The organism is Rossellomorea aquimaris, from assembly GCF_020172085.1.
In the GTDB taxonomy this organism is placed as follows: Bacteria; Bacillota; Bacilli; order Bacillales; family Bacillaceae_B; genus Rossellomorea; species Rossellomorea aquimaris_E.
The window spans coordinates 1-17,919 of record NZ_JAIVAT010000001.1 but is presented as its reverse complement, the minus strand read 5'-3'; the positions used below and the strand labels follow the sequence as shown (position 1 = coordinate 17,919).

Annotated in this window: 10 protein-coding genes, 21 tRNA genes and 2 rRNA genes; 2 read left to right on the top strand and 31 right to left on the bottom strand. The window is 44.8% G+C overall.

Annotated elements, in window-relative coordinates:
- Window positions 1-9: 9 nt before the first annotated feature.
- From menH to LCL96_RS00155, 3 genes are read right to left on the bottom strand one after another with little or no spacing between them, the layout of a single operon-like run.
- A complete protein-coding gene (gene menH / locus LCL96_RS00165) occupies window positions 10-819 on the bottom strand; it encodes a 2-succinyl-6-hydroxy-2,4-cyclohexadiene-1-carboxylate synthase (RefSeq protein WP_224939484.1) in 810 nt (269 codons plus the stop codon).
- Window positions 800-2,554 (bottom strand): 2-succinyl-5-enolpyruvyl-6-hydroxy-3-cyclohexene-1-carboxylic-acid synthase, encoded by a 1,755-nt coding sequence (menD, locus tag LCL96_RS00160; protein WP_318246389.1) that lies wholly within the window; start codon window positions 2,552-2,554, stop codon window positions 800-802. The genes menH and menD overlap by 20 nt, the downstream gene beginning before the upstream one ends.
- Window positions 2,544-3,953: an isochorismate synthase MenF gene (locus LCL96_RS00155; RefSeq protein ID WP_224939483.1), complete on the bottom strand. Its 1,410-nt coding sequence runs from the start codon at window positions 3,951-3,953 to the stop codon at window positions 2,544-2,546. Before LCL96_RS00155 ends, menD begins: the two co-directional genes overlap by 11 nt.
- 303 nt (window positions 3,954-4,256) lie before the next feature.
- Here LCL96_RS00155 and LCL96_RS00150 point away from each other — a divergent pair, with 303 nt between their 5' ends.
- Together LCL96_RS00150 and LCL96_RS00145 are read left to right on the top strand one after the other, a co-directional pair.
- Window positions 4,257-5,180 carry a 1,4-dihydroxy-2-naphthoate polyprenyltransferase gene (locus LCL96_RS00150; protein WP_224939560.1) on the top strand — a complete coding sequence of 308 codons (924 nt, stop codon included), beginning with the start codon at window positions 4,257-4,259 and terminating at the stop codon, window positions 5,178-5,180.
- Between the two features lie 557 nt (window positions 5,181-5,737).
- Window positions 5,738-6,499: a TraR/DksA C4-type zinc finger protein gene (locus LCL96_RS00145; protein ID WP_318246388.1), complete on the top strand. Its 762-nt coding sequence runs from the start codon at window positions 5,738-5,740 to the stop codon at window positions 6,497-6,499.
- 43 nt (window positions 6,500-6,542) lie between these two features.
- On the opposite strand, the gene LCL96_RS00140 is transcribed toward LCL96_RS00145, so the two are convergent.
- The 28 genes from LCL96_RS00140 to LCL96_RS00005 form a co-directional block, all read right to left on the bottom strand.
- Window positions 6,543-8,948 (bottom strand): glycogen/starch/alpha-glucan phosphorylase, encoded by a 2,406-nt coding sequence (locus LCL96_RS00140; protein ID WP_224939481.1) that lies wholly within the window; start codon window positions 8,946-8,948, stop codon window positions 6,543-6,545.
- A complete protein-coding gene (gene glgA / locus LCL96_RS00135; protein WP_224939480.1) occupies window positions 8,938-10,383 on the bottom strand; it encodes a glycogen synthase GlgA in 1,446 nt (481 codons plus the stop codon). The genes LCL96_RS00140 and glgA overlap by 11 nt, the downstream gene beginning before the upstream one ends.
- Window positions 10,380-11,408 carry a sugar phosphate nucleotidyltransferase gene (locus LCL96_RS00130; protein WP_224939479.1) on the bottom strand — a complete coding sequence of 343 codons (1,029 nt, stop codon included), beginning with the start codon at window positions 11,406-11,408 and terminating at the stop codon, window positions 10,380-10,382. The genes glgA and LCL96_RS00130 overlap by 4 nt, the downstream gene beginning before the upstream one ends.
- A 42-nt stretch (window positions 11,409-11,450) precedes the next feature.
- Window positions 11,451-12,608 (bottom strand): glucose-1-phosphate adenylyltransferase, encoded by a 1,158-nt coding sequence (locus LCL96_RS00125; RefSeq protein ID WP_224939478.1) that lies wholly within the window; start codon window positions 12,606-12,608, stop codon window positions 11,451-11,453.
- A gap of 16 nt (window positions 12,609-12,624) precedes the next feature.
- The gene (gene glgB, locus LCL96_RS00120; protein WP_318246387.1) at window positions 12,625-14,487 is read right to left on the bottom strand and encodes a 1,4-alpha-glucan branching enzyme; all 1,863 of its coding nucleotides are present in this window, start codon (window positions 14,485-14,487) and stop codon (window positions 12,625-12,627) included.
- 681 nt (window positions 14,488-15,168) lie between these two features.
- Window positions 15,169-15,240 (bottom strand) — tRNA-Glu (locus LCL96_RS00115).
- A 4-nt stretch (window positions 15,241-15,244) separates the two neighbouring features.
- Window positions 15,245-15,335 (bottom strand) — tRNA-Ser (locus LCL96_RS00110).
- Between the two features lie 5 nt (window positions 15,336-15,340).
- Window positions 15,341-15,415 (bottom strand) — tRNA-Asn (locus LCL96_RS00105).
- 10 nt (window positions 15,416-15,425) lie between these two features.
- Window positions 15,426-15,502 (bottom strand) — tRNA-Ile (locus LCL96_RS00100).
- Window positions 15,503-15,511: 9 nt separating this feature from the next.
- Window positions 15,512-15,585: transfer RNA gene (locus LCL96_RS00095), tRNA-Gly, on the bottom strand.
- Window positions 15,586-15,605: 20 nt separating this feature from the next.
- A tRNA-His gene (locus LCL96_RS00090) sits at window positions 15,606-15,681 on the bottom strand.
- A 24-nt stretch (window positions 15,682-15,705) separates the two neighbouring features.
- Window positions 15,706-15,781: transfer RNA gene (locus LCL96_RS00085), tRNA-Phe, on the bottom strand.
- Window positions 15,782-15,943: 162 nt separating this feature from the next.
- A tRNA-Asp gene (locus tag LCL96_RS00080) sits at window positions 15,944-16,020 on the bottom strand.
- Window positions 16,021-16,111: 91 nt separating this feature from the next.
- Window positions 16,112-16,185: transfer RNA gene (locus tag LCL96_RS00075), tRNA-Met, on the bottom strand.
- A gap of 25 nt (window positions 16,186-16,210) precedes the next feature.
- Window positions 16,211-16,303, bottom strand: a tRNA-Ser gene (locus LCL96_RS00070).
- Window positions 16,304-16,320: 17 nt separating this feature from the next.
- Window positions 16,321-16,397, bottom strand: a tRNA-Ile gene (locus LCL96_RS00065).
- A gap of 4 nt (window positions 16,398-16,401) precedes the next feature.
- Window positions 16,402-16,478, bottom strand: a tRNA-Met gene (locus LCL96_RS00060).
- A gap of 75 nt (window positions 16,479-16,553) precedes the next feature.
- Window positions 16,554-16,629, bottom strand: a tRNA-Ala gene (locus LCL96_RS00055).
- Between the two features lie 10 nt (window positions 16,630-16,639).
- Window positions 16,640-16,716, bottom strand: a tRNA-Pro gene (locus LCL96_RS00050).
- 7 nt (window positions 16,717-16,723) lie between these two features.
- A tRNA-Arg gene (locus LCL96_RS00045) sits at window positions 16,724-16,800 on the bottom strand.
- 73 nt (window positions 16,801-16,873) lie between these two features.
- Window positions 16,874-16,962: transfer RNA gene (locus LCL96_RS00040), tRNA-Leu, on the bottom strand.
- A 7-nt stretch (window positions 16,963-16,969) separates the two neighbouring features.
- Window positions 16,970-17,044 (bottom strand) — tRNA-Gly (locus LCL96_RS00035).
- Between the two features lie 8 nt (window positions 17,045-17,052).
- Window positions 17,053-17,137: transfer RNA gene (locus tag LCL96_RS00030), tRNA-Leu, on the bottom strand.
- Window positions 17,138-17,202: 65 nt separating this feature from the next.
- Window positions 17,203-17,278 (bottom strand) — tRNA-Lys (locus tag LCL96_RS00025).
- 10 nt (window positions 17,279-17,288) lie between these two features.
- A tRNA-Thr gene (locus tag LCL96_RS00020) sits at window positions 17,289-17,364 on the bottom strand.
- 69 nt (window positions 17,365-17,433) lie between these two features.
- A tRNA-Val gene (locus LCL96_RS00015) sits at window positions 17,434-17,509 on the bottom strand.
- 8 nt (window positions 17,510-17,517) lie between these two features.
- Window positions 17,518-17,634 (bottom strand): 5S ribosomal RNA (rrf, locus tag LCL96_RS00010).
- Between the two features lie 167 nt (window positions 17,635-17,801).
- Window positions 17,802-17,919 (bottom strand): 23S ribosomal RNA (locus LCL96_RS00005); the annotation flags it as partial.

Genomic DNA, 17,919 nt, shown 5'->3' with positions numbered 1-17,919 from the left:
GTTCCTCCTTTATGTAGTTAACAGTAGATCCTCTATTATTGTACCAAACTTTCGCGGTTCTTCCACATGAATTGCATGACCTGTGTTGGAAAATGTCACGATTTCAAATTCCGGATGTCGTTTTTTCATAATTTCTGCAATCCGGACGAACTTCTCATCCAACTCTCCTACCAGCAAATGAACGGGAATGGAAAGATCATCAATCTTGTGCCACAGCGAATCCTGGGCGCCGGTCCCCATCCCTCTCAGGCTATTGGACAAGCCTGTGACAGATTGATTCAGGCGCTGGTTCCTGATCTCGGAGCGCTCTGTATCTGAAAGCCGCTTCTGAGAAGCAAACAAGGGAATCTCCTGCCAAAAGTCCACGAACCGTTCCATTCCCTCTCTCTCAATTCGTTCCGCAAGTTCTTGATCCTTCTTCCGACGGTCCGCTCTTTCTTCATCCGTTTCTAATCCCGGCGATGCGCTTTCCAGTAACAAGCTCTTCACCTTATGAGGATATTTCAAGCTGAAGTAAAGAGCTGTACGCCCCCCCATTGAATAGCCGATCAAGACGGCTTCTTTTATTCCCAGCTCATCAAGGATGCAGCATAAGTCTTCAGATACCTGATCCATGGTATACCTTCTGACATCCTGAGGGGAATCGGTGCGCCCATGCCCGATCAGATCTACGCTGATACATTGATAGGTTGCGGACAATCGATCGGTGATACGGGACCATGTTGTCGTATCACCGGTAAATCCGTGGAGGAAAACCAGAGGAACTCCCCTCCCTTTAACTTCTACAAAATATCGAATATCATTCACTTGAAGAATCATGCCATTCACCCTTCATATTTTGCGTCATTTCCCGGGAAACAAAATTCCACAATTTGCGATGATTTGCTACATTTTCTTCACGATTGGTTATCACTTCAATGATCTTTATCCCCTTCGTCTGATCCGCTTCCTGAAGAGCTGGGATAAATTCAGATTGTGATGCAACGTGGAAATAATGGGCGCCGTAAAGCTTAGCCGCATGACCAAACTCCAGGTCCATCGGGGTACCGAACAGGTCTTCAAAGTGGGTTTGATCACCTGCTTGCGGAAGATAAGAAAAGATACCGCCGCCATTGTTATTCATCACGACTATGGTCATATCTAATTGATATTTCCTCGCCGTCAATAGACCGTTTAAATCATGGAAAAAGGCAAGATCTCCAATCAAGAGGTACATCGGCTTTGATCCTGTACTCATCCCAAGGGCTGTCGACACCACTCCGTCAATTCCGTTGGCCCCGCGATTGGCAAAGATCCGAAGCGAACGGTCATCTGTGAATAAAAAGGTATCCAAATCCCTGATAGGCATGCTGTTACTGGAGAACAGGGTTGCCCCTTCAGGCAGGTGTTGAATCAATTGATGGACAGCCATCCCTTCATCCCACGCTTGATGCCCCTGTATGAGCAAGCCCTTCGCCTGATCATTGACACCTTTCCAATGGTCGAGCCACTCCCTATCTGAATGGGCGCTATTTTTCATAAATCCCTGACAGAAAAGGTTTTCCTCACATTGGATATAATGGGTTCCACGAGCAGTCGGATCCTGCCATTCTTCTCCTTTACTCACAACCCATGTCGGAATATCCGGCAGACTTTTCAAGAATAGCATCAATGCCTTTGATACTGGCATGGCACCGAAACGGATGACGAGGTCAGGCTGTAAAGCTTCTTTACACTCATCGATCCTGAGGACCGTGTCGTAGCAATCCATGATATTTTCCTTGGAATGGCCACCACTCCGAACAAAAGATAATGGATCTGCCAGGATAGGCAGTGCGTATGCCTCAGCAAACTCAGTAATGGACTGCACAGCTTCTTCACTTATCCCAGGGCCACACACAACGATGCCCCGTTTTGAATTCATGATTTGCTCCTGAAGGTCATGCTGAATATCCGCAGGTAATTGCCGATTTCCCTGAAGAACTCTCTTTCCCGATTGACCTGTTGTAAACTCCACCTGTTTCAAATCAGGAATAAGCGGTTCCCGGAATGGGAAGTTATAATGAACCGGTCCTTCTGGATATCCAATCGAAATAGACACGCCCCTGGCGGCAGATGAACGTGCATATTGCACCATGGACGGAATGCTTTCCGGCAATGCCATATCGATGGACCACTTTACGTGTTTTCCATATAGATCAATTTGATTGATCGCTTGAGGCGCCCCTACTTCCCTCAGCTCATGAGGACGATCCGCGGTCAGGACAATGAGCGGTACCTTCCCGTAGCGCGCCTCAATGACGGCAGGATAATAATTTGCCCCCGCTGTTCCTGAACTGCATAGTATGGCTACGGGCTTCTTTTTGGACTTGGCAATCCCCAATCCAAAAAAAGCCGCTGAACGTTCGTCCACGTTCGTATACGTTTTAACACCGGGATGATGGGCAAATAACAACGCCAAAGGAGTAGAACGAGAGCCGGGACTGATCACGACTTCGTCTACTCCATTTCCCACCAGTTCTTCAATGAAAGCCACTAAATACTGCGTTAATTTCTGTTGATGCTCATTCATCATGATCGGTTCCCCCTAATGCACGGAGCATTGGTCGAAATTTCATTTGTGTTTCTTTAAACTCACTTTCAGGTTCTGAATCGGCTACGATTCCACAGCCTGCATAAAGATAGGCTTTATCTCTCTGCAGAAGACCTGAACGGAGAGCGACAGCATACTCACCATTGCCGTAGGCATCCATCCAACCGATCGGACCAGCGTATAACCCACGATCCATTTCTTCCTCCTGCCGGATCACGTGCAAAGCTTTATCCCTCGGTACCCCGCCAAGTGCCGGAGTCGGATGTAATTTTTCGACAAGATTGAGAAGCGATGTATGCTCCGATGCCTGTCCGATAACAGGAGTGTATAAGTGCTGGATATCCTTCAATTTCATAAGTTGAGGAGATGTCGGGATTGTTAGTTCATTACAAAACGGTTTCAGGGCATCCTCGATACTTTCCACGACAAGCTGATGCTCAAACCGATTCTTCTCATCCTCCAGAAGCGCTTCCCCTAGTTTCTCATCGCTCTCTAGGGTATCGCCACGGGCAATCGATCCCGCTAAACAGGTAGAAAGGATTTCTTCTCCCGTTTTTTTGACAAGGCGCTCTGGAGTTGCTCCGATGAAGCAGCTCTCTTCTCGTTCAAAACTGAACACAAAACTGTCTGGCTGCTGACTCCACAGGTTATCGAGCACAAAATCAGATGATACCTGTTTGTCAAAGGATACTTCACATTTTCTCGCAAGCACGACCTTATCCATTTCCCCCTGCTGTAAACGACTTACGACGCTTTGAACAGAATTCTTCCATTCTTCAGGCTTCACATCACGGTTCCCTAGCCACCGTGGCCGTTCTGGAATAATGGTCTTCCGGGCGTTTGCAAGAAGTTCTTCCTTCTTGAAGAGATGTTCATGAAATAAGCTTCCATCCTCTTCAGGATGACAGATGACATTCATCGTCAAGTAATTCGTTTTCCCGGGCTTAGTCAACATGAACATAGGGAGCTGAAACGAACCCGTAGAGAATTGCTCCCACTCTTTACCGCTATCATTTATCGGGTCAAAGCTGAAGCCTCCAAAAAGTAATGGACCTGTGCCTGCCCATTTGTCCCCTGTCACGACCACAGATTCTTCGATTAAGCGCTTCCACTCATTCTCAACCGTGAAAAATCGATCTTCCATTTCATCCGTAGAAACGATATGAGACGCTCCGAGTCCAACAAGGGTGATCGTATGATCACGGTCCTTCCATAAAAAGCGCTCTCCGTTAAAAGAACGGCCCCCATAATAAAAAGAAAGAGGGTCCACTGCATCGACTTCCTCCACGATGCTGAGAAGGACGGGGTGATCTATTTGTTTAGCCTTTATCCTGGCTGTATCATATGCTTTTTCAATATTGGTTTTATGGATGGTAACCAACTGAATTCCCCCAAACAAAATCACGTACACTATTCAAACTTATTATAAGATACACCTGTCTATATGGTGTGTCAACGAAGTTCAAGGCATGTTTACAATATTTATCCTTATTATATATAATAAACCCTTTTTCTCCTTTTGAGAAACCAAAAAGGTTGTAAAAGTCCTCAATTACTGGAAAATAGAACCTTCACGAATTTGTAGAAAATGATTGACAGTCCCCCTCCCTTTACCTACACTTTAATCTGTAAAGGAATTGTAATGTTTTCTGAAAATTCCTTATTACGTAAGGGAGAGAGAATGATGGAACAACAAGCATCCAACGTGTTGGAATCAGATAAAGGGTGGAAAATCTGGTGGCAGCTGACAAGGCCACACACTCTTACAGCAGCATTTGTTCCTGTATTATTAGGGACAGTACTCGCGCTGCAATTTACGAACGTTAACTTCATGCTATTTTTAGCCATGCTGGTTGCCTGCCTGCTTATCCAGGCTGCTACCAATATGTTCAATGAATACTACGATTATAAAAGAGGACTGGATACAGAGCACTCGGTCGGAATCGGTGGAGCGATCGTCCGAAACGGGGTCAAACCGTCAACGGTCATCAACCTTGCCTTTTCACTATACGGGGTATCCCTCCTGTTGGGGATTTATATTTGTTTGAACAGTACATGGTGGCTCGCTCTCATAGGCTTAGTGTGCATGGCTGCAGGGTACTTTTATACTGGCGGACCAATGCCAATTGCCTACACACCTTTTGGCGAGATCGTAGCCGGGTTCTTCATGGGATGTGTGATCATCTTGATTTCGTTTTATATCCAGACCGGTTATATCAATGGGGACAGTATCCTCATTTCAATTCCAGTATCCATTTTGGTTGGTTCAATCCTGCTGGCGAACAACATCCGTGACCTGGATGGCGACAAAGAAAACGGACGCAAAACCATTGCAATCCTGCTCGGGAAAAAAGGAGCAATCGTCCTTTTAGGCGGCATGTTTGTCGTATCCTACGGGTGGATCATCGGATTGGTCGTCACTGAGATCTCATCACCATGGCTGTTTGTCACCTTTCTGAGCATCCCGAAAGCAGTTAAAGCTACAACAGGGTTCATCGGAAAAACACAACCAATCGAAATGATGCCCGCCATGAAAGCCACAGCCCAAACCAATACCATCTTTGGATTCCTTTTATCCATTGGATTATTACTTGCTTATATGCTATAAGTGACAAGAGAGTCGTCCCAAAAATTTTGGGCGGCTCTTTTTATGCATTTTTCCAAAAGAGTGTTGTATTCTTACACAGACTATGACTTGCATGATGCTCTGTCAACGAATGTGTGCCAGAAGGTGCGGAGAACTTCTCCGTTTTCCGTAAGAGTCTACGCAGCTCCCCTCACCCTCTAAAGAAGCATTATTTTTGACAAAGCTAAATAGTTCATAAAAATCAATGAAAAAATAATAGCTATAACCAGTCACTTCAGCAAGTATAGTTGAAAACAATCCTGAATTTACGAAGATATAGTGAAACACTTAAGCTTGGAAAGTTGATTGAAGCGGAAGGTGATTGACTCCTGCGGGAAACGCGTGAAAGTTGAGACCCCACAGGGCTTTAGCCCGAGGAGGCTCAACTCACGCCCCGCGGAAAGCAAGCACCTGCAGCGGAAATCAACTACCACTCGCTTATTGAATTATTGAATTCAAAAAAACCTTTTATGTTTTAACAACACCACTTTCGGATAAAGTATGGTTAGGACAAGATTTCAGCGAACATAATGAAGGATGTGAAGAAATTGCTAACAGACAGCCAAAAACAAACAATGAAACAAGAATTGGTTCAACAACAAAAGCAGTTACAGGAACATTTACATCAGGATTTAGATAATCTTCACCATACAAATGAACGTGATAACTCAGGAGAACTCTCCCTTTACGATAACCACCCTGCCGATATGGGAACAGAATTATATGAACGGGAGAAGAATTACGCTATTGATGATCATGCAAAGCTCGAACTGAATAAGATTCAAAATGCCCTTCAGGCAATCGAAGACGGTACGTATGGCCAATGTAAGGAATGCGGCCAGGATATTCCTTACGAACGCCTGGAAGTCATCCCTACTACACTTTATTGCCGTGACCATACACCGGAGCAGTCGACACCTCAAGATAGACCAGTGGAAGAAGATGTGCTGCAGCCCCCTGTCGACAATGAGTTCAGACATGAAACGGATGGGAATGTGCGGGACGATCAAGATAGCTTTCAGGAGGTGGGGAGGTTCGGTACATCTGAAACCCCATCTGACTTTGAAGGCGATCACGAAGATTATTCCGATCTGTACCAGGATGAAGATACATCAGAAGGCTTCACCGAGGATTTCGAGTCATTCGTCGGGACGGATATGGATGGCTCAAACCGTAAAGCCTATCCTTCGAAAACTCACGAAGAATATGAAGACATGCTCGATGAAAACGATATCGAATCAACAATGGGGGACATCCCCTATAAGGACGGGGACAGCTATGTTTCCGATAAAAAGAAATAGTCATAAAAAGACCGCCTGGGAATGATCCCAGGCGATCTTTTTTTTATTTTATCAAGCTTCCCTGAGCAATGCCCCATATGTCCTTCGCATATTGCTCAATGGTCCTGTCGCTTGAGAAATAACCGGAATTGGCGATATTCTGCAAGCACATCCGGGACCAATGCTCTTTGTTTTCATAAGCTTTCCCTGCCTGTTCATGAACCCTCACGTAGGAATCGAAATCCCGGAGGACAAAGAACTGATCATTCTCCGTCAGCAGAGAATCATAAATGGTTTCGAAATGATCACCTGCATCCGGCAGGGTATCATCTATTAATTGATTCAATACCTTTTTGATCCTTGTATCGTAGTGGAAGTACTCCATGGCATAGTAGCCGCCATGGTGCTGGTATTTCATTACTTCCTCTGCCGTCAAGCCAAATATGAAGATATTTTCATTCCCGACCTGCTCAAGGATCTCGATATTGGCTCCATCCAATGTCCCCAGGGTCAAGGCACCGTTCATCATGAACTTCATATTCCCTGTACCGGACGCTTCCTTACTGGCCGTTGAAATTTGCTCGGACAAGTCAGCTGCCGGGATGATTTCTTCCGCCAGGGACACTCGGTAATTCTCAAGGAACACGACTTTAATTCGCCCTTTCACCAGCGGGTGATCATTCACGAGATCAGCAACAGAATGAATCAATTTAATAATTTTCTTCGCATAGAAGTAACCAGGTGACGCCTTTGCACCGAAAATGAACGTCCGCGGATGAAAAACAAAGCCTGGATCTTCCACACAGCGGTTAAAAAGATGAAGTATGTGTAACACATTCATCAACTGACGTTTATACGCATGAAGCCGCTTCACCTGGATATCGAAGATCGAAGAAGGGTCAACCACAATTCCATTGCTTTCAAATATCCGCTCTGCAAGCTTCCGTTTATTTTCCTGCTTCACATCATACAGATCCTTCAGGAATGACGTATCATGATGATACTCCTTCAACTTCACAAGTTTAGAAGGATCTTTGATCCACTCATCCCCGATCGAAGATGTGATCAGGTTCGACAATGCGGGGTTGCTATTGAGAAGCCACCTTCTATGAGTGATTCCATTCGTCTTGCTATTAAATTTGTTAGGATAATATTGATAGAATAAGTTCATTTCCCTTTGCTTTAAAATTTCCGTATGGATCTTCGCTACCCCATTCACGCTGAAACTCCCCACAATCGCCAGGTGAGCCATTTTGACTTCATCATGGGAGATGATCGCCATGTCCTCAATTCTCTTCCACTCACCAGGATACGCTTCCCATAACTCCCTGCAGAACCGCTCATTGATTTCATTGACGATCATATGAATGCGGGGCAGGAGTGGCTGGAATATTCGAATCGGCCATCTCTCCAGTGCTTCCGATAGAGTCGTATGGTTCGTGTAAGCAAATGTATTCGTCGTAATCTCCCATGCATCTTCCCATTCAAAGGAATATTCATCAAGAAGGACCCTCATCAACTCCGGAATGGCAAGAACCGGGTGGGTATCATTGATATGGATTGAAATATGTTCATGAAGCTCCCTTAAATCCCCGTTTCGATATAGGTATGAGTCCAGAATGGATCGTATGCTTGCCGATACCAGGAAATACTGTTGTTTAAGGCGCAGGATCTTCCCTTCTTCATGAGTATCGTCAGGATAAAGAAACTCTGTGATCGCTTCTGTGTCGCGCTTATATTTCATCATGTCCTTCCCTGCTTTATAGGCGGCAGGCTCGGCACTCCATAAACGCAGGGTGTTGACCGTCGATGTTTCATATCCAACGACAGGCATATCATAAGGAACGGCCGCTACGATTTCAGCATCGACATGGCGAAACCTTAAGACATCCTTTTCCGTATATGATTCCACCTTGCCCCAGAAAGGGACTTCCACGGTCAGATCCGATTTTCGCACTTCCCATACATGACCATGGCGCAGCCACTGCTCGGGAAGCTCCATCTGAAATCCATTCACGATCTTTTGTTCAAACAGTCCATGCTTATAACGGATCCCATACCCATGTCCGGGAAGATTGAGAGACGCGAGAGAATCGAGAAAACAGGCAGCAAGGCGTCCAAGCCCTCCATTTCCAAGCCCTGCATCATGTTCGACCTCTTCCATATCCGCAAGGTCGATGCCGAGATCCTGCAGTCCTTTTTCCACAATATCGTAAATTCCCAAATTCATCAGGTTCTGACGGAGCAGCCGTCCGAGCAGGAATTCAATCGATAAGTAATACACCTGCTTTTGCTTATTGAACCGGTACTGCTCGTTCGTATGGATCCAGTTCATCGAGATATATTCACGGATTAAATGACCTAATGTGAAAAACTGATCCTGACTGGTGGATTCAGGAAACGTCTTTCCATACATCATTTCAAGCTTCTTCAGAAACATCTCTTTAAATTCAATCGGATCAGAAAACATGGCTTTCACTCCTTGATACCAGGTCAGCATATAATTGATTATACTTGAAGGCTGATTGTGCCCAACTATAATCCTTATTCATTGCAGTACGTACAATATGATTCCATGTTTCCGGTTCATCGTGGAAATACGACAATGCCCTTCTGTAGGTGTAGAGCATGTCATGGGCATTAAAATTCTTGAATGAGAACCCGTTTCCACTCTCCGTCACTTCATTGTAGGATTCTACCGTATCGTTCAATCCACCGGTCTCACGGACAAGTGGAAGGGCTCCATATCTCATGGCAATTAATTGTCCCAGCCCGCACGGCTCGAATTTAGATGGCATCAAGAAAAGATCACTGGCAGAATAGATCTGTTTCGCCAGCTCCTCATTGAAGCCGATCTGTACTCTGACCTTGTCTGGATACGTCCATTCCATCTCCCTGAAGAACTGTTCAAATTCCCAATCCCCTGTCCCCAATAGGACAAATTGAACATTTTCCTGAATCATTTCATGAAAGACACCCCTGACCAGCTCGAGCCCCTTTTGATTCGTTAACCTAGAAATGATGGACACAAGAGGGATTCCTTCATTCACCTGGAGTCCCAGGCTTTGTTGCAGATGACGCTTCGCCTGTTTCTTTCCATGAAGGTTGCCGCTAAAAAACGGAAACTCTCCATCATCGGGGTTATACACTTCATCGTCGATCCCATTGAGGATACCTAAAAGCTGGTTATACCGCTGACCCAGGATATTATGAAGCTTTTCTCCATAATACGGCGTGAGGATTTCCTCTTTATATGTAGGACTCACCGTTGTGACGAAATCCGAAGAAATGAGAGCACCTTTCATGAAATTGATATTGCCATAGAACTCGAGGTATTCATGATGAAAATACTTCTCGGGTATCCCTAATAAATCCGTCATCACCTGTTTAGGATAGATCCCCTGGAATTGGAGATTGTGAATCGTGAATACACTTCGAATATACGAATATCCCGGTCTCTCCTGGTATTCGCTTCGGAGTAAGAACGGAACCATGCCCGTGTGCCAGTCATGGCAGTGGATCACATCAGGGTAAAAATCTAGTACAGCGATACTTTCGAGTACTGCCCTTGTGAAGTAGGCAAAGCGCTCCCCATCATCAAAGTATCCGTACAGTCGGTCCCGTTTAAAATAATATTCATTGTCGACAAAATAATACGTTACTCCGTTTTCAGTGTACTCTTCAATCCCACAATACTGATTTCGCCAACCGACTGATACGAAAAACTCTTTCTTTCGTTTCATTTTAGAACAAAATTCCTGAGGAATCCCGCCATATTTAGGCAGGATCACCCTGACATCGGTCCCTAGACTTCTTAACTCCTTAGGAAGTGCGCCCGCTACGTCCGCCAGACCTCCGGATTTAATAAACGGGACACACTCCGATACTACAAATAACACTTTCACGAATTCATCAGCGCTCCTTGAATCATTCCTTTGCGAATGACAATTGGATTGTTTGGTTCTCCGATCAGTTTGACGCCATCCTCTATCCTCACATCTTTATCCAAGATCACATTCTCTAGTACACAGTTATCTCCAATTTGGCTCTTCTGCATAATGATGCTGTCCGAAATCGTCGTATTTTTTCCAACCTTCACCGCTCTGAACATCGTAGAATTCTTCACTTGACCTTCGATGTAGCACCCATTGGCAATGATACTGTTTTTCACACTGGCTGCTGACGTGTAGCGTGTCGGCGGTTCATCCTTCACCTTCGTATAGATCGGCAGATCCTTCTTGAACAGCTCTTTCCAATAAGAATGGTTCATTAGCTTCATGCTGGCATCATAATATTCCTTAATGGAGTCAATCGATTGAACAAATCCAACATGCTCATATCCGCATACTTTAAAACCGCTGTCCATATCCTCCACGACATCCTGCATACATGTATAGCCCGTTTCACGTCGCTTAGCGATCAAATCAATAAGTGTAGACGTCTTGACTAAGTACATGTCTAAAGAGTTCCCACTGTGACGCATTTCCGTGATATCACAGCCGATACGGATATGTCGTTCCAGTACCGGTTGATAATCGATATTGCATAATGTAAAACAATTGCTGATCAATGCATATTCCTGTGTACTGCGTTTAAAATAGTCCATATGATGTGCGAAGTGATTAAAGGACCCCACTCCTTCATCATTCGCTTCCAGGCCGGGTGCCGGGAAAAAGAACAATCCATCGCGCTTCCGGTTCAGATCCCAGTTCTTTCCTGAACCAAGATGATCCATCAGGGATCGATATTGAAACTTAGGAAAAATCGCAACGGAACCGATATCTGAATTCACCATATTGGAGAGAACAAAGTCAATCAAACGATATCTCCCTGCGATTGGAAGGGCGGCTAATGAGCGATGCAGCAATAAATCCTCCAACGAATCATAGTAACTCGTAGCATCAATAACACCAAGCATTGTATTTTTCAAAACACTTCTCCTCCTCTAATGTTGTAATATTGGTCTTGAATCTTACACTCTTTCTTGTTCCAGTAGTGTTTCAATGAATGATTCCGTCACGAGGATGACTTCATCGGATCCCTCTTCCGGCATGATACATAGACCGCTCGGAACCTTTACATCAGAAGGCACGATCGCTTGCTCGATATACGCGTTCTCACCAATGACTGCATCCGGCATAATGACTGAGCGATTGACATGCGCCCCTTTCTTCACCGTCGTCCCCTGGAAGAGTACGGACTTTTGAATCGTCCCTTCAATCGTACATCCTTCATTTACAAGAGACCCTTCTACAAGCGCTTCCTCTGAAATATATTGAGGTGGCTCATTCGGATTAACCGAATACACTCTCCAGTCATGATCGAAAAGATTAAGTTCATTTTTTTCATCAATCAGGTCCATATTCGCTTCCCAAAGGCTCTTGACCGTACCGACATCTTTCCAATACCCTTCGAACGGATAAGCCATTAACTTCTTCTTTTCATCAAGCAGGAGAGGAATGACGTCCTTTCCAAAGTCATGACTGGAATCAGGATTTCGTTCATCCATCTCGAGGTAATCTTTCAGCACAGAGTAGTTGAAGATATAGATTCCCATCGAGGCAAGATTACTTTTAGGGAAAGCCGGCTTTTCTTCAAACTCTGTGACTCTCATCTCTTCGTTTGTGTTCATCAGCCCGAAACGGCTTGCCTCATCCCATCCCACTTCAATGACTGAAATCGAGACATCCGCTTTTTTCTCGATATGATAATCAAGCATTTTACTATAATCCATTTTGTAAATATGATCTCCGGATAGAATCAATACGTACTCCGGATCATATTGCTCTAAATAGTTCATATTTTGATAGATCGCACTTGCTGTCCCCGTATACCAGCGCATCTCAGATGATTCTGCATACGGTGGCAGCACCGTCACACCACCGTTTTTGCGGTCAAGATCCCACGCGCTCCCGATTCCGATATAAGAATTCAGTACGAGGGGTTGATACTGGGTAAGGACCCCTACTGTATCGATTCCCGAATTTGTACAGTTACTCAAAGTAAAATCGATGATACGGTACTTCCCTCCAAAAGGCACGGCGGGTTTCGCCAGACTCTTCGTCAATGAGCTTAATCTGCTCCCCTTTCCACCTGCTAATAACATGGCTACGCATCTACCTTTTGCCATCTTTCCTTCTCCCCTTTCAATCAATTGGTTTTAAATAAACGGCTGCATATGGTGGAATCGTCATTTCCACATATCCTTCTCTTCCATGGTACGTTTCATTTTGTACGGTAAGCGGCTCTGGGTTTACCTGGTGGGAACCTCCAAATCGCTCATCATCACTATTCCAAATCTCTTTATAAGAAGAGACCTTATTCACTCCCACCTTGTATTGGTGATACACATGAGGACTGAAATTACAGATCACCACAAGATGATCCTCCCTTTCGATCCCATACCGGATAAAAGAGAAAATCTGCTGTTCTGCATTATTCACATCCACCCATTCAAATCCCTCTGAACGATGATCCATTTGGAATAACGGTTCAGCACCCTTATATAAATGCAAAAGCTCTTTAAAATATGAATTGAATTTGTGATGAAATTCGTAATCCAGTAAATGCCAATCTAATTCCTCAAGATCCTTCCACTCTGAAAACGGGGCAAATTCACTTCCCATAAAAAGGAGCTTTTTCCCCGGATGAGCTATCATATAGCTCAAGAGCAATCGGTATTGTGCGAATTTCTGCCAGTAATCCCCCGGCATTTTATTCAATAATGACTTCTTCCCATGTACCACTTCATCGTGGGAAAAGGGAAGGACATAATTCTCTGAATAGGCATATAGCAATGAAAACGTGATGAGAGAATGTACATGCCTTCGTTCAGAACTATCGGTTTCCATATATTTAAGGACGTCATTCATCCATCCCATATTCCACTTATAATTAAATCCAAGACCCCCATAGTGAACAGGAGACGTCACCTGTGGCCAATCCGTAGAATCCTCTGCAATCATCAGAATCGAAGAATCAAATTCAAACACGGCCTTGTTCAAGTTTTTCAAGAACTGAATAGCCCCTTCATTGGGAGCAAGTTGTCCCTGATTCGCCCAGTAAATGATGTTCGCTACTGCATCAATCCTGAATCCATCAATGTGATACATGTCCATCCAGAAACGGGCATTGGAGATAAGGAAGCTTCTCACTTCACCCTTGCCTAAATCGAAATTTGCCGTCCCCCACGTATAATTCTCACGATCACTTTCCTGACTGTACTCATAAGCAAAAGATCCATCAAATTCATATAAACCGTGAGCATCCTTACAAAAATGACCGGGCACCCAATCCAATATCACGCCAATGTTATGTAAATGGCACTCATTCACAAATGCCATCAACTCATGAGGGGAACCGTAGCGACTGGTTGGGGAATAATAACCGGTACCCTGATACCCCCAGGAACGGTCAAATGGATGTTCTGTGACAGGCAGCAGTTCAATATGAGTGAAACCCTGCTCTTTGACATGAGGAATCAATTGCTGTGCTAATTCCTTATAAGAAAGGAACTTTCCTGCTTTCTTCTTCCATGTGCCCAAATGCACTTCATAAATCGCCATGGGCTTGTCATAGATCGTAGAACCGGTCCGGTCCTCTATCCACTTCTCATCTTCCCAGGAAAAACCCTCAAGCTCATACACAACGCTCGCAGTATGAGGACGCCTTTCAGAGGCAAACCCATAAGGATCCGCCTTCAACTTTTTTAAACCGGATGGAGTCGTAATTTCATACTTATACGTTTCTCCAGATAAGTCCCTATCCACTCGGATGGTCCATAAACCCTCATGATTACGTCTACTAAGTTCATACCCAATCCCATTCCATTGATTAAAGGAACCCACCAATGAAACGTGCCTTGCTTTCGGTGCCCAAACGCAAAATTCTGTATAAGTCCCAGTAGAATCTCTTCTCACATGGGAACCCATAAACTGATAGGCCTGCTGTAAATTACCCTCGTGGAACAAAAAAACATCATAATCTGTTATGGTCATTGCGTTCATCATCTCACCTACATTTTTTCAATCTACTTACTACTTTCTAACAACATCACTAAATTCCTTTATATAATCGTCGCTCAATTACGACAATTTACTACATGGAGATTTGAAAAAGAACTAAAATTGGGGGAATATTGTAAATGGTAAGGTTTACATTGTAAAATCATAGGGGAATCCTGTTGAATTCATAGCGGAATTTGTCGAAAGTTTTTTGATAAAAATAAGGAGAAATTGCGGGAAATGTAGAAGGATTCCGGTATTTTGTATGGTTTTTAGTAGGGTGTGAGAGGGGATGGCAATGTCGAATGGAGGGTTTAAGAGGGTGTGCTGGACTCTTACTTTAGGATAATTGTTTATTCTGGTTTGGAAACATGGGAAGTGAAGGTCATGGGGATTTGGAGAAGGGGATGATGGAAGTCGATAATATTTGGGGTGAACTCGATAATAAAGTGGATAGAGTCGATAATATATCATGGAACTCGATAATATATCCGAAAACTCGATAATAAATGATTCATAGCTAATAATATCTATATTAGTTGAGAGCTGTGTCAGGCTTTTCAGTACAAAACCTCTCCTCATGATTCCGTTCTCGCTCCATATTCAAAGATATCCCTTGATTTGGGCATATATTAAGCTCCCAATATATACAAAAAAAGACTATCATAGTTGATAGTCTTTTCAGAATGACCCATACGGGATTCGAACCCGTGTTACCGCCGTGAAAGGGCGGTGTCTTAACCGCTTGACCAATGGGCCTTAATGGCGGAGAAGGAGGGATTTGAACCCTCGCGCCAGTTGCCCGACCTACACCCTTAGCAGGGGCGCCTCTTCAGCCACTTGAGTACTTCTCCATATTTGGCTCCGCAGGCAAGATTCGAACTTGCGACCGATCGGTTAACAGCCGATAGCTCTACCACTGAGCTACTGCGGAATAATGAAAATGGTGGGCCTAAGTGGACTCGAACCACCGACCTCACGCTTATCAGGCGTGCGCTCTAACCAGCTGAGCTATAGGCCCATAAATAATTGGAGCGGGTGAAGGGAATCGAACCCTCATCATCAGCTTGGAAGGCTGAGGTTTTACCACTAAACTACACCCGCACATTCTATTTAAATGTATATGGGGCGACTGATGGGAATCGAACCCACGAATGCCTGAACCACAATCAGGTGCGTTAACCACTTCGCCACAATCGCCACAACGTATATAATTAGAAACAATGGTGGCTCAGGACGGAATCGAACCGCCGACACATGGATTTTCAGTCCATTGCTCTACCAACTGAGCTACTGAGCCAAATAGTTTTCGGCTTCCGCTAAGCTTCGAATCTCTTCGTCAGCTCACTCAGTCACATCCTCGCGTATGTAAAATACGCTCCGGTGTTCCTTCGATCGCTTCCTCGACCTTCTCGCTTATCGAAACCCTTTTCCATTTCAATAAACACTATTTAAATAACAATGGCGGTCCGGACGGGACTCGAACCCGCGACCTCCTGCGTGACAGGCAGGCATTCTAACCAACTGAACTACCGGACCAAAGTTTTTTCGCGATAGCGAAAATAACTATCCTTGCGTCACTCATAAAAGATTAAAGCTACTCTCTTACTAATAACAAGCAAAAATGGTATTGCGGGGACAGGATTTGAACCTGCGACCTTCGGGTTATGAGCCCGACGAGCTACCGAACTGCTCCACCCCGCGACGATAAAATATTCAAAAGTAATAATGGAGGAGGAAGGGGGATTCGAACCCCCGCGGGCTGTTACACCCCTGTCGGTTTTCAAGACCGATCCCTTCAGCCGGACTTGGGTATTCCTCCGTAATGAAAATGGTACTTGGTGGACCTTGTAGGACTCGAACCTACGACCGGACGGTTATGAGCCGTCTGCTCTAACCAACTGAGCTAAAGGTCCCTATTGGTAGCGGCGGAGGGGATCGAACCCCCGACCTCACGGGTATGAACCGTACGCTCTAGCCAGCTGAGCTACACCGCCAAGAAACATGAAATACACTATTGAATTTTACTTTCGTAAAACGAGTGTAGTTTATTTTGCTTCCGCAAAAAAACTTGGTGGAGCCTAGCGGGATCGAACCGCTGACCTCCTGCGTGCAAAGCAGGCGCTCTCCCAGCTGAGCTAAGGCCCCAAAAAAGAAGTGGTCGGGAAGACAGGATTCGAACCTGCGACCCCTTGGTCCCAAACCAAGTGCTCTACCAAGCTGAGCTACTTCCCGAAATATATGGCGCGCCCGAGAGGAGTCGAACCCCTAACCTTTTGATCCGTAGTCAAACGCTCTATCCAATTGAGCTACGGGCGCAAAATGTATTCTATAATAGTAATGATTTGCTGTCGCACACTATGGAAGATTATTTTGCTTTCGCAAAAAATCCTGGTGCCGAGGACCGGAATCGAACCGGTACGGTAGTCACCTACCGCAGGATTTTAAGTCCTGTGCGTCTGCCAGTTCCGCCACCCCGGCAAGTCTTTGGAGCGGAAGACGGGATTCGAACCCGCGACCCCCACCTTGGCAAGGTGGTGTTCTACCACTGAACTACTTCCGCGAAATAAATGGTGCGGGTGAAGGGACTTGAACCCCCACGCCTTGCGGCGCCAGATCCTAAGTCTGGTGCGTCTGCCAATTCCGCCACACCCGCATATATTTTCGTTTTTCACATTGGTGAAAAACTTAGATAAGATATTTTGCTTTCGCAAAAATCTTTGGTGAGCCATGAAGGACTCGAACCTTCGACCCTCTGATTAAAAGTCAGATGCTCTACCAACTGAGCTAATGGCTCATAAACCAAATGGTGCCGGCAAGAGGACTTGAACCCCCAACCTACTGATTACAAGTCAGTTGCTCTACCAGTTGAGCTACACCGGCACGGTGATAAATATAGATATTTTGCTTGTGCAAAACAAGGAAGTTTATTTTACTTTCGCAAAAAAAACATGGTGGAGGATGACGGGATCGAACCGCCGACCCTCTGCTTGTAAGGCAGATGCTCTCCCAGCTGAGCTAATCCTCCATTATATAGCCTGGCGACGTCCTACTCTCACAGGGGGAGAGCCCCCAACTACCATCGGCGCTGAAGAGCTTAACTTCCGTGTTCGGCATGGGAACGGGTGTGACCTCTTCGCCATTGTCACCAGACTATGTCTTGTCTCTTTTAAAGGACAAGTATTATTATATCGTGTTGATATAAATTTTCAAGGATTTTTTATACTTTCGCATAAAATTTATTCCCTGAAAACTAGATAAAGAATTGATGTCAAGAAAGTCGAGAATCGACCAATATTGTTCATTTAAAATGACTCTTTGTGGTTAAGTCCTCGATCGATTAGTATCAGTCAACTCCACATGTCGCCATGCTTCCATCTCTGACCTATCTACCTAGTCATCTTCTAGGGATCTTACTCACTTACGTGATGGGAAATC

Bases quoted from the DNA above. Each gene is read 5' to 3' on its own strand.
- menH (WP_224939484.1), bottom strand. From the start codon at position 819: ATGATTCTTCAAGTGAATGATATTCGATATTTTGTAGAAGTTAAAGGG.
- menD (WP_318246389.1), bottom strand. From the start codon at position 2,554: ATGATGAATGAGCATCAACAGAAATTAACGCAGTATTTAGTGGCTTTC.
- LCL96_RS00150 (WP_224939560.1), top strand. From the start codon at position 4,257: ATGGAACAACAAGCATCCAACGTGTTGGAATCAGATAAAGGGTGGAAA.
- LCL96_RS00140 (WP_224939481.1), bottom strand. From the start codon at position 8,948: ATGTTTTCTGATCCGATTGAATTTAAAGAGATGTTTCTGAAGAAGCTT.
- LCL96_RS00125 (WP_224939478.1), bottom strand. From the start codon at position 12,608: ATGGCAAAAGGTAGATGCGTAGCCATGTTATTAGCAGGTGGAAAGGGG.
- glgB (WP_318246387.1), bottom strand. From the start codon at position 14,487: ATGATGAACGCAATGACCATAACAGATTATGATGTTTTTTTGTTCCAC.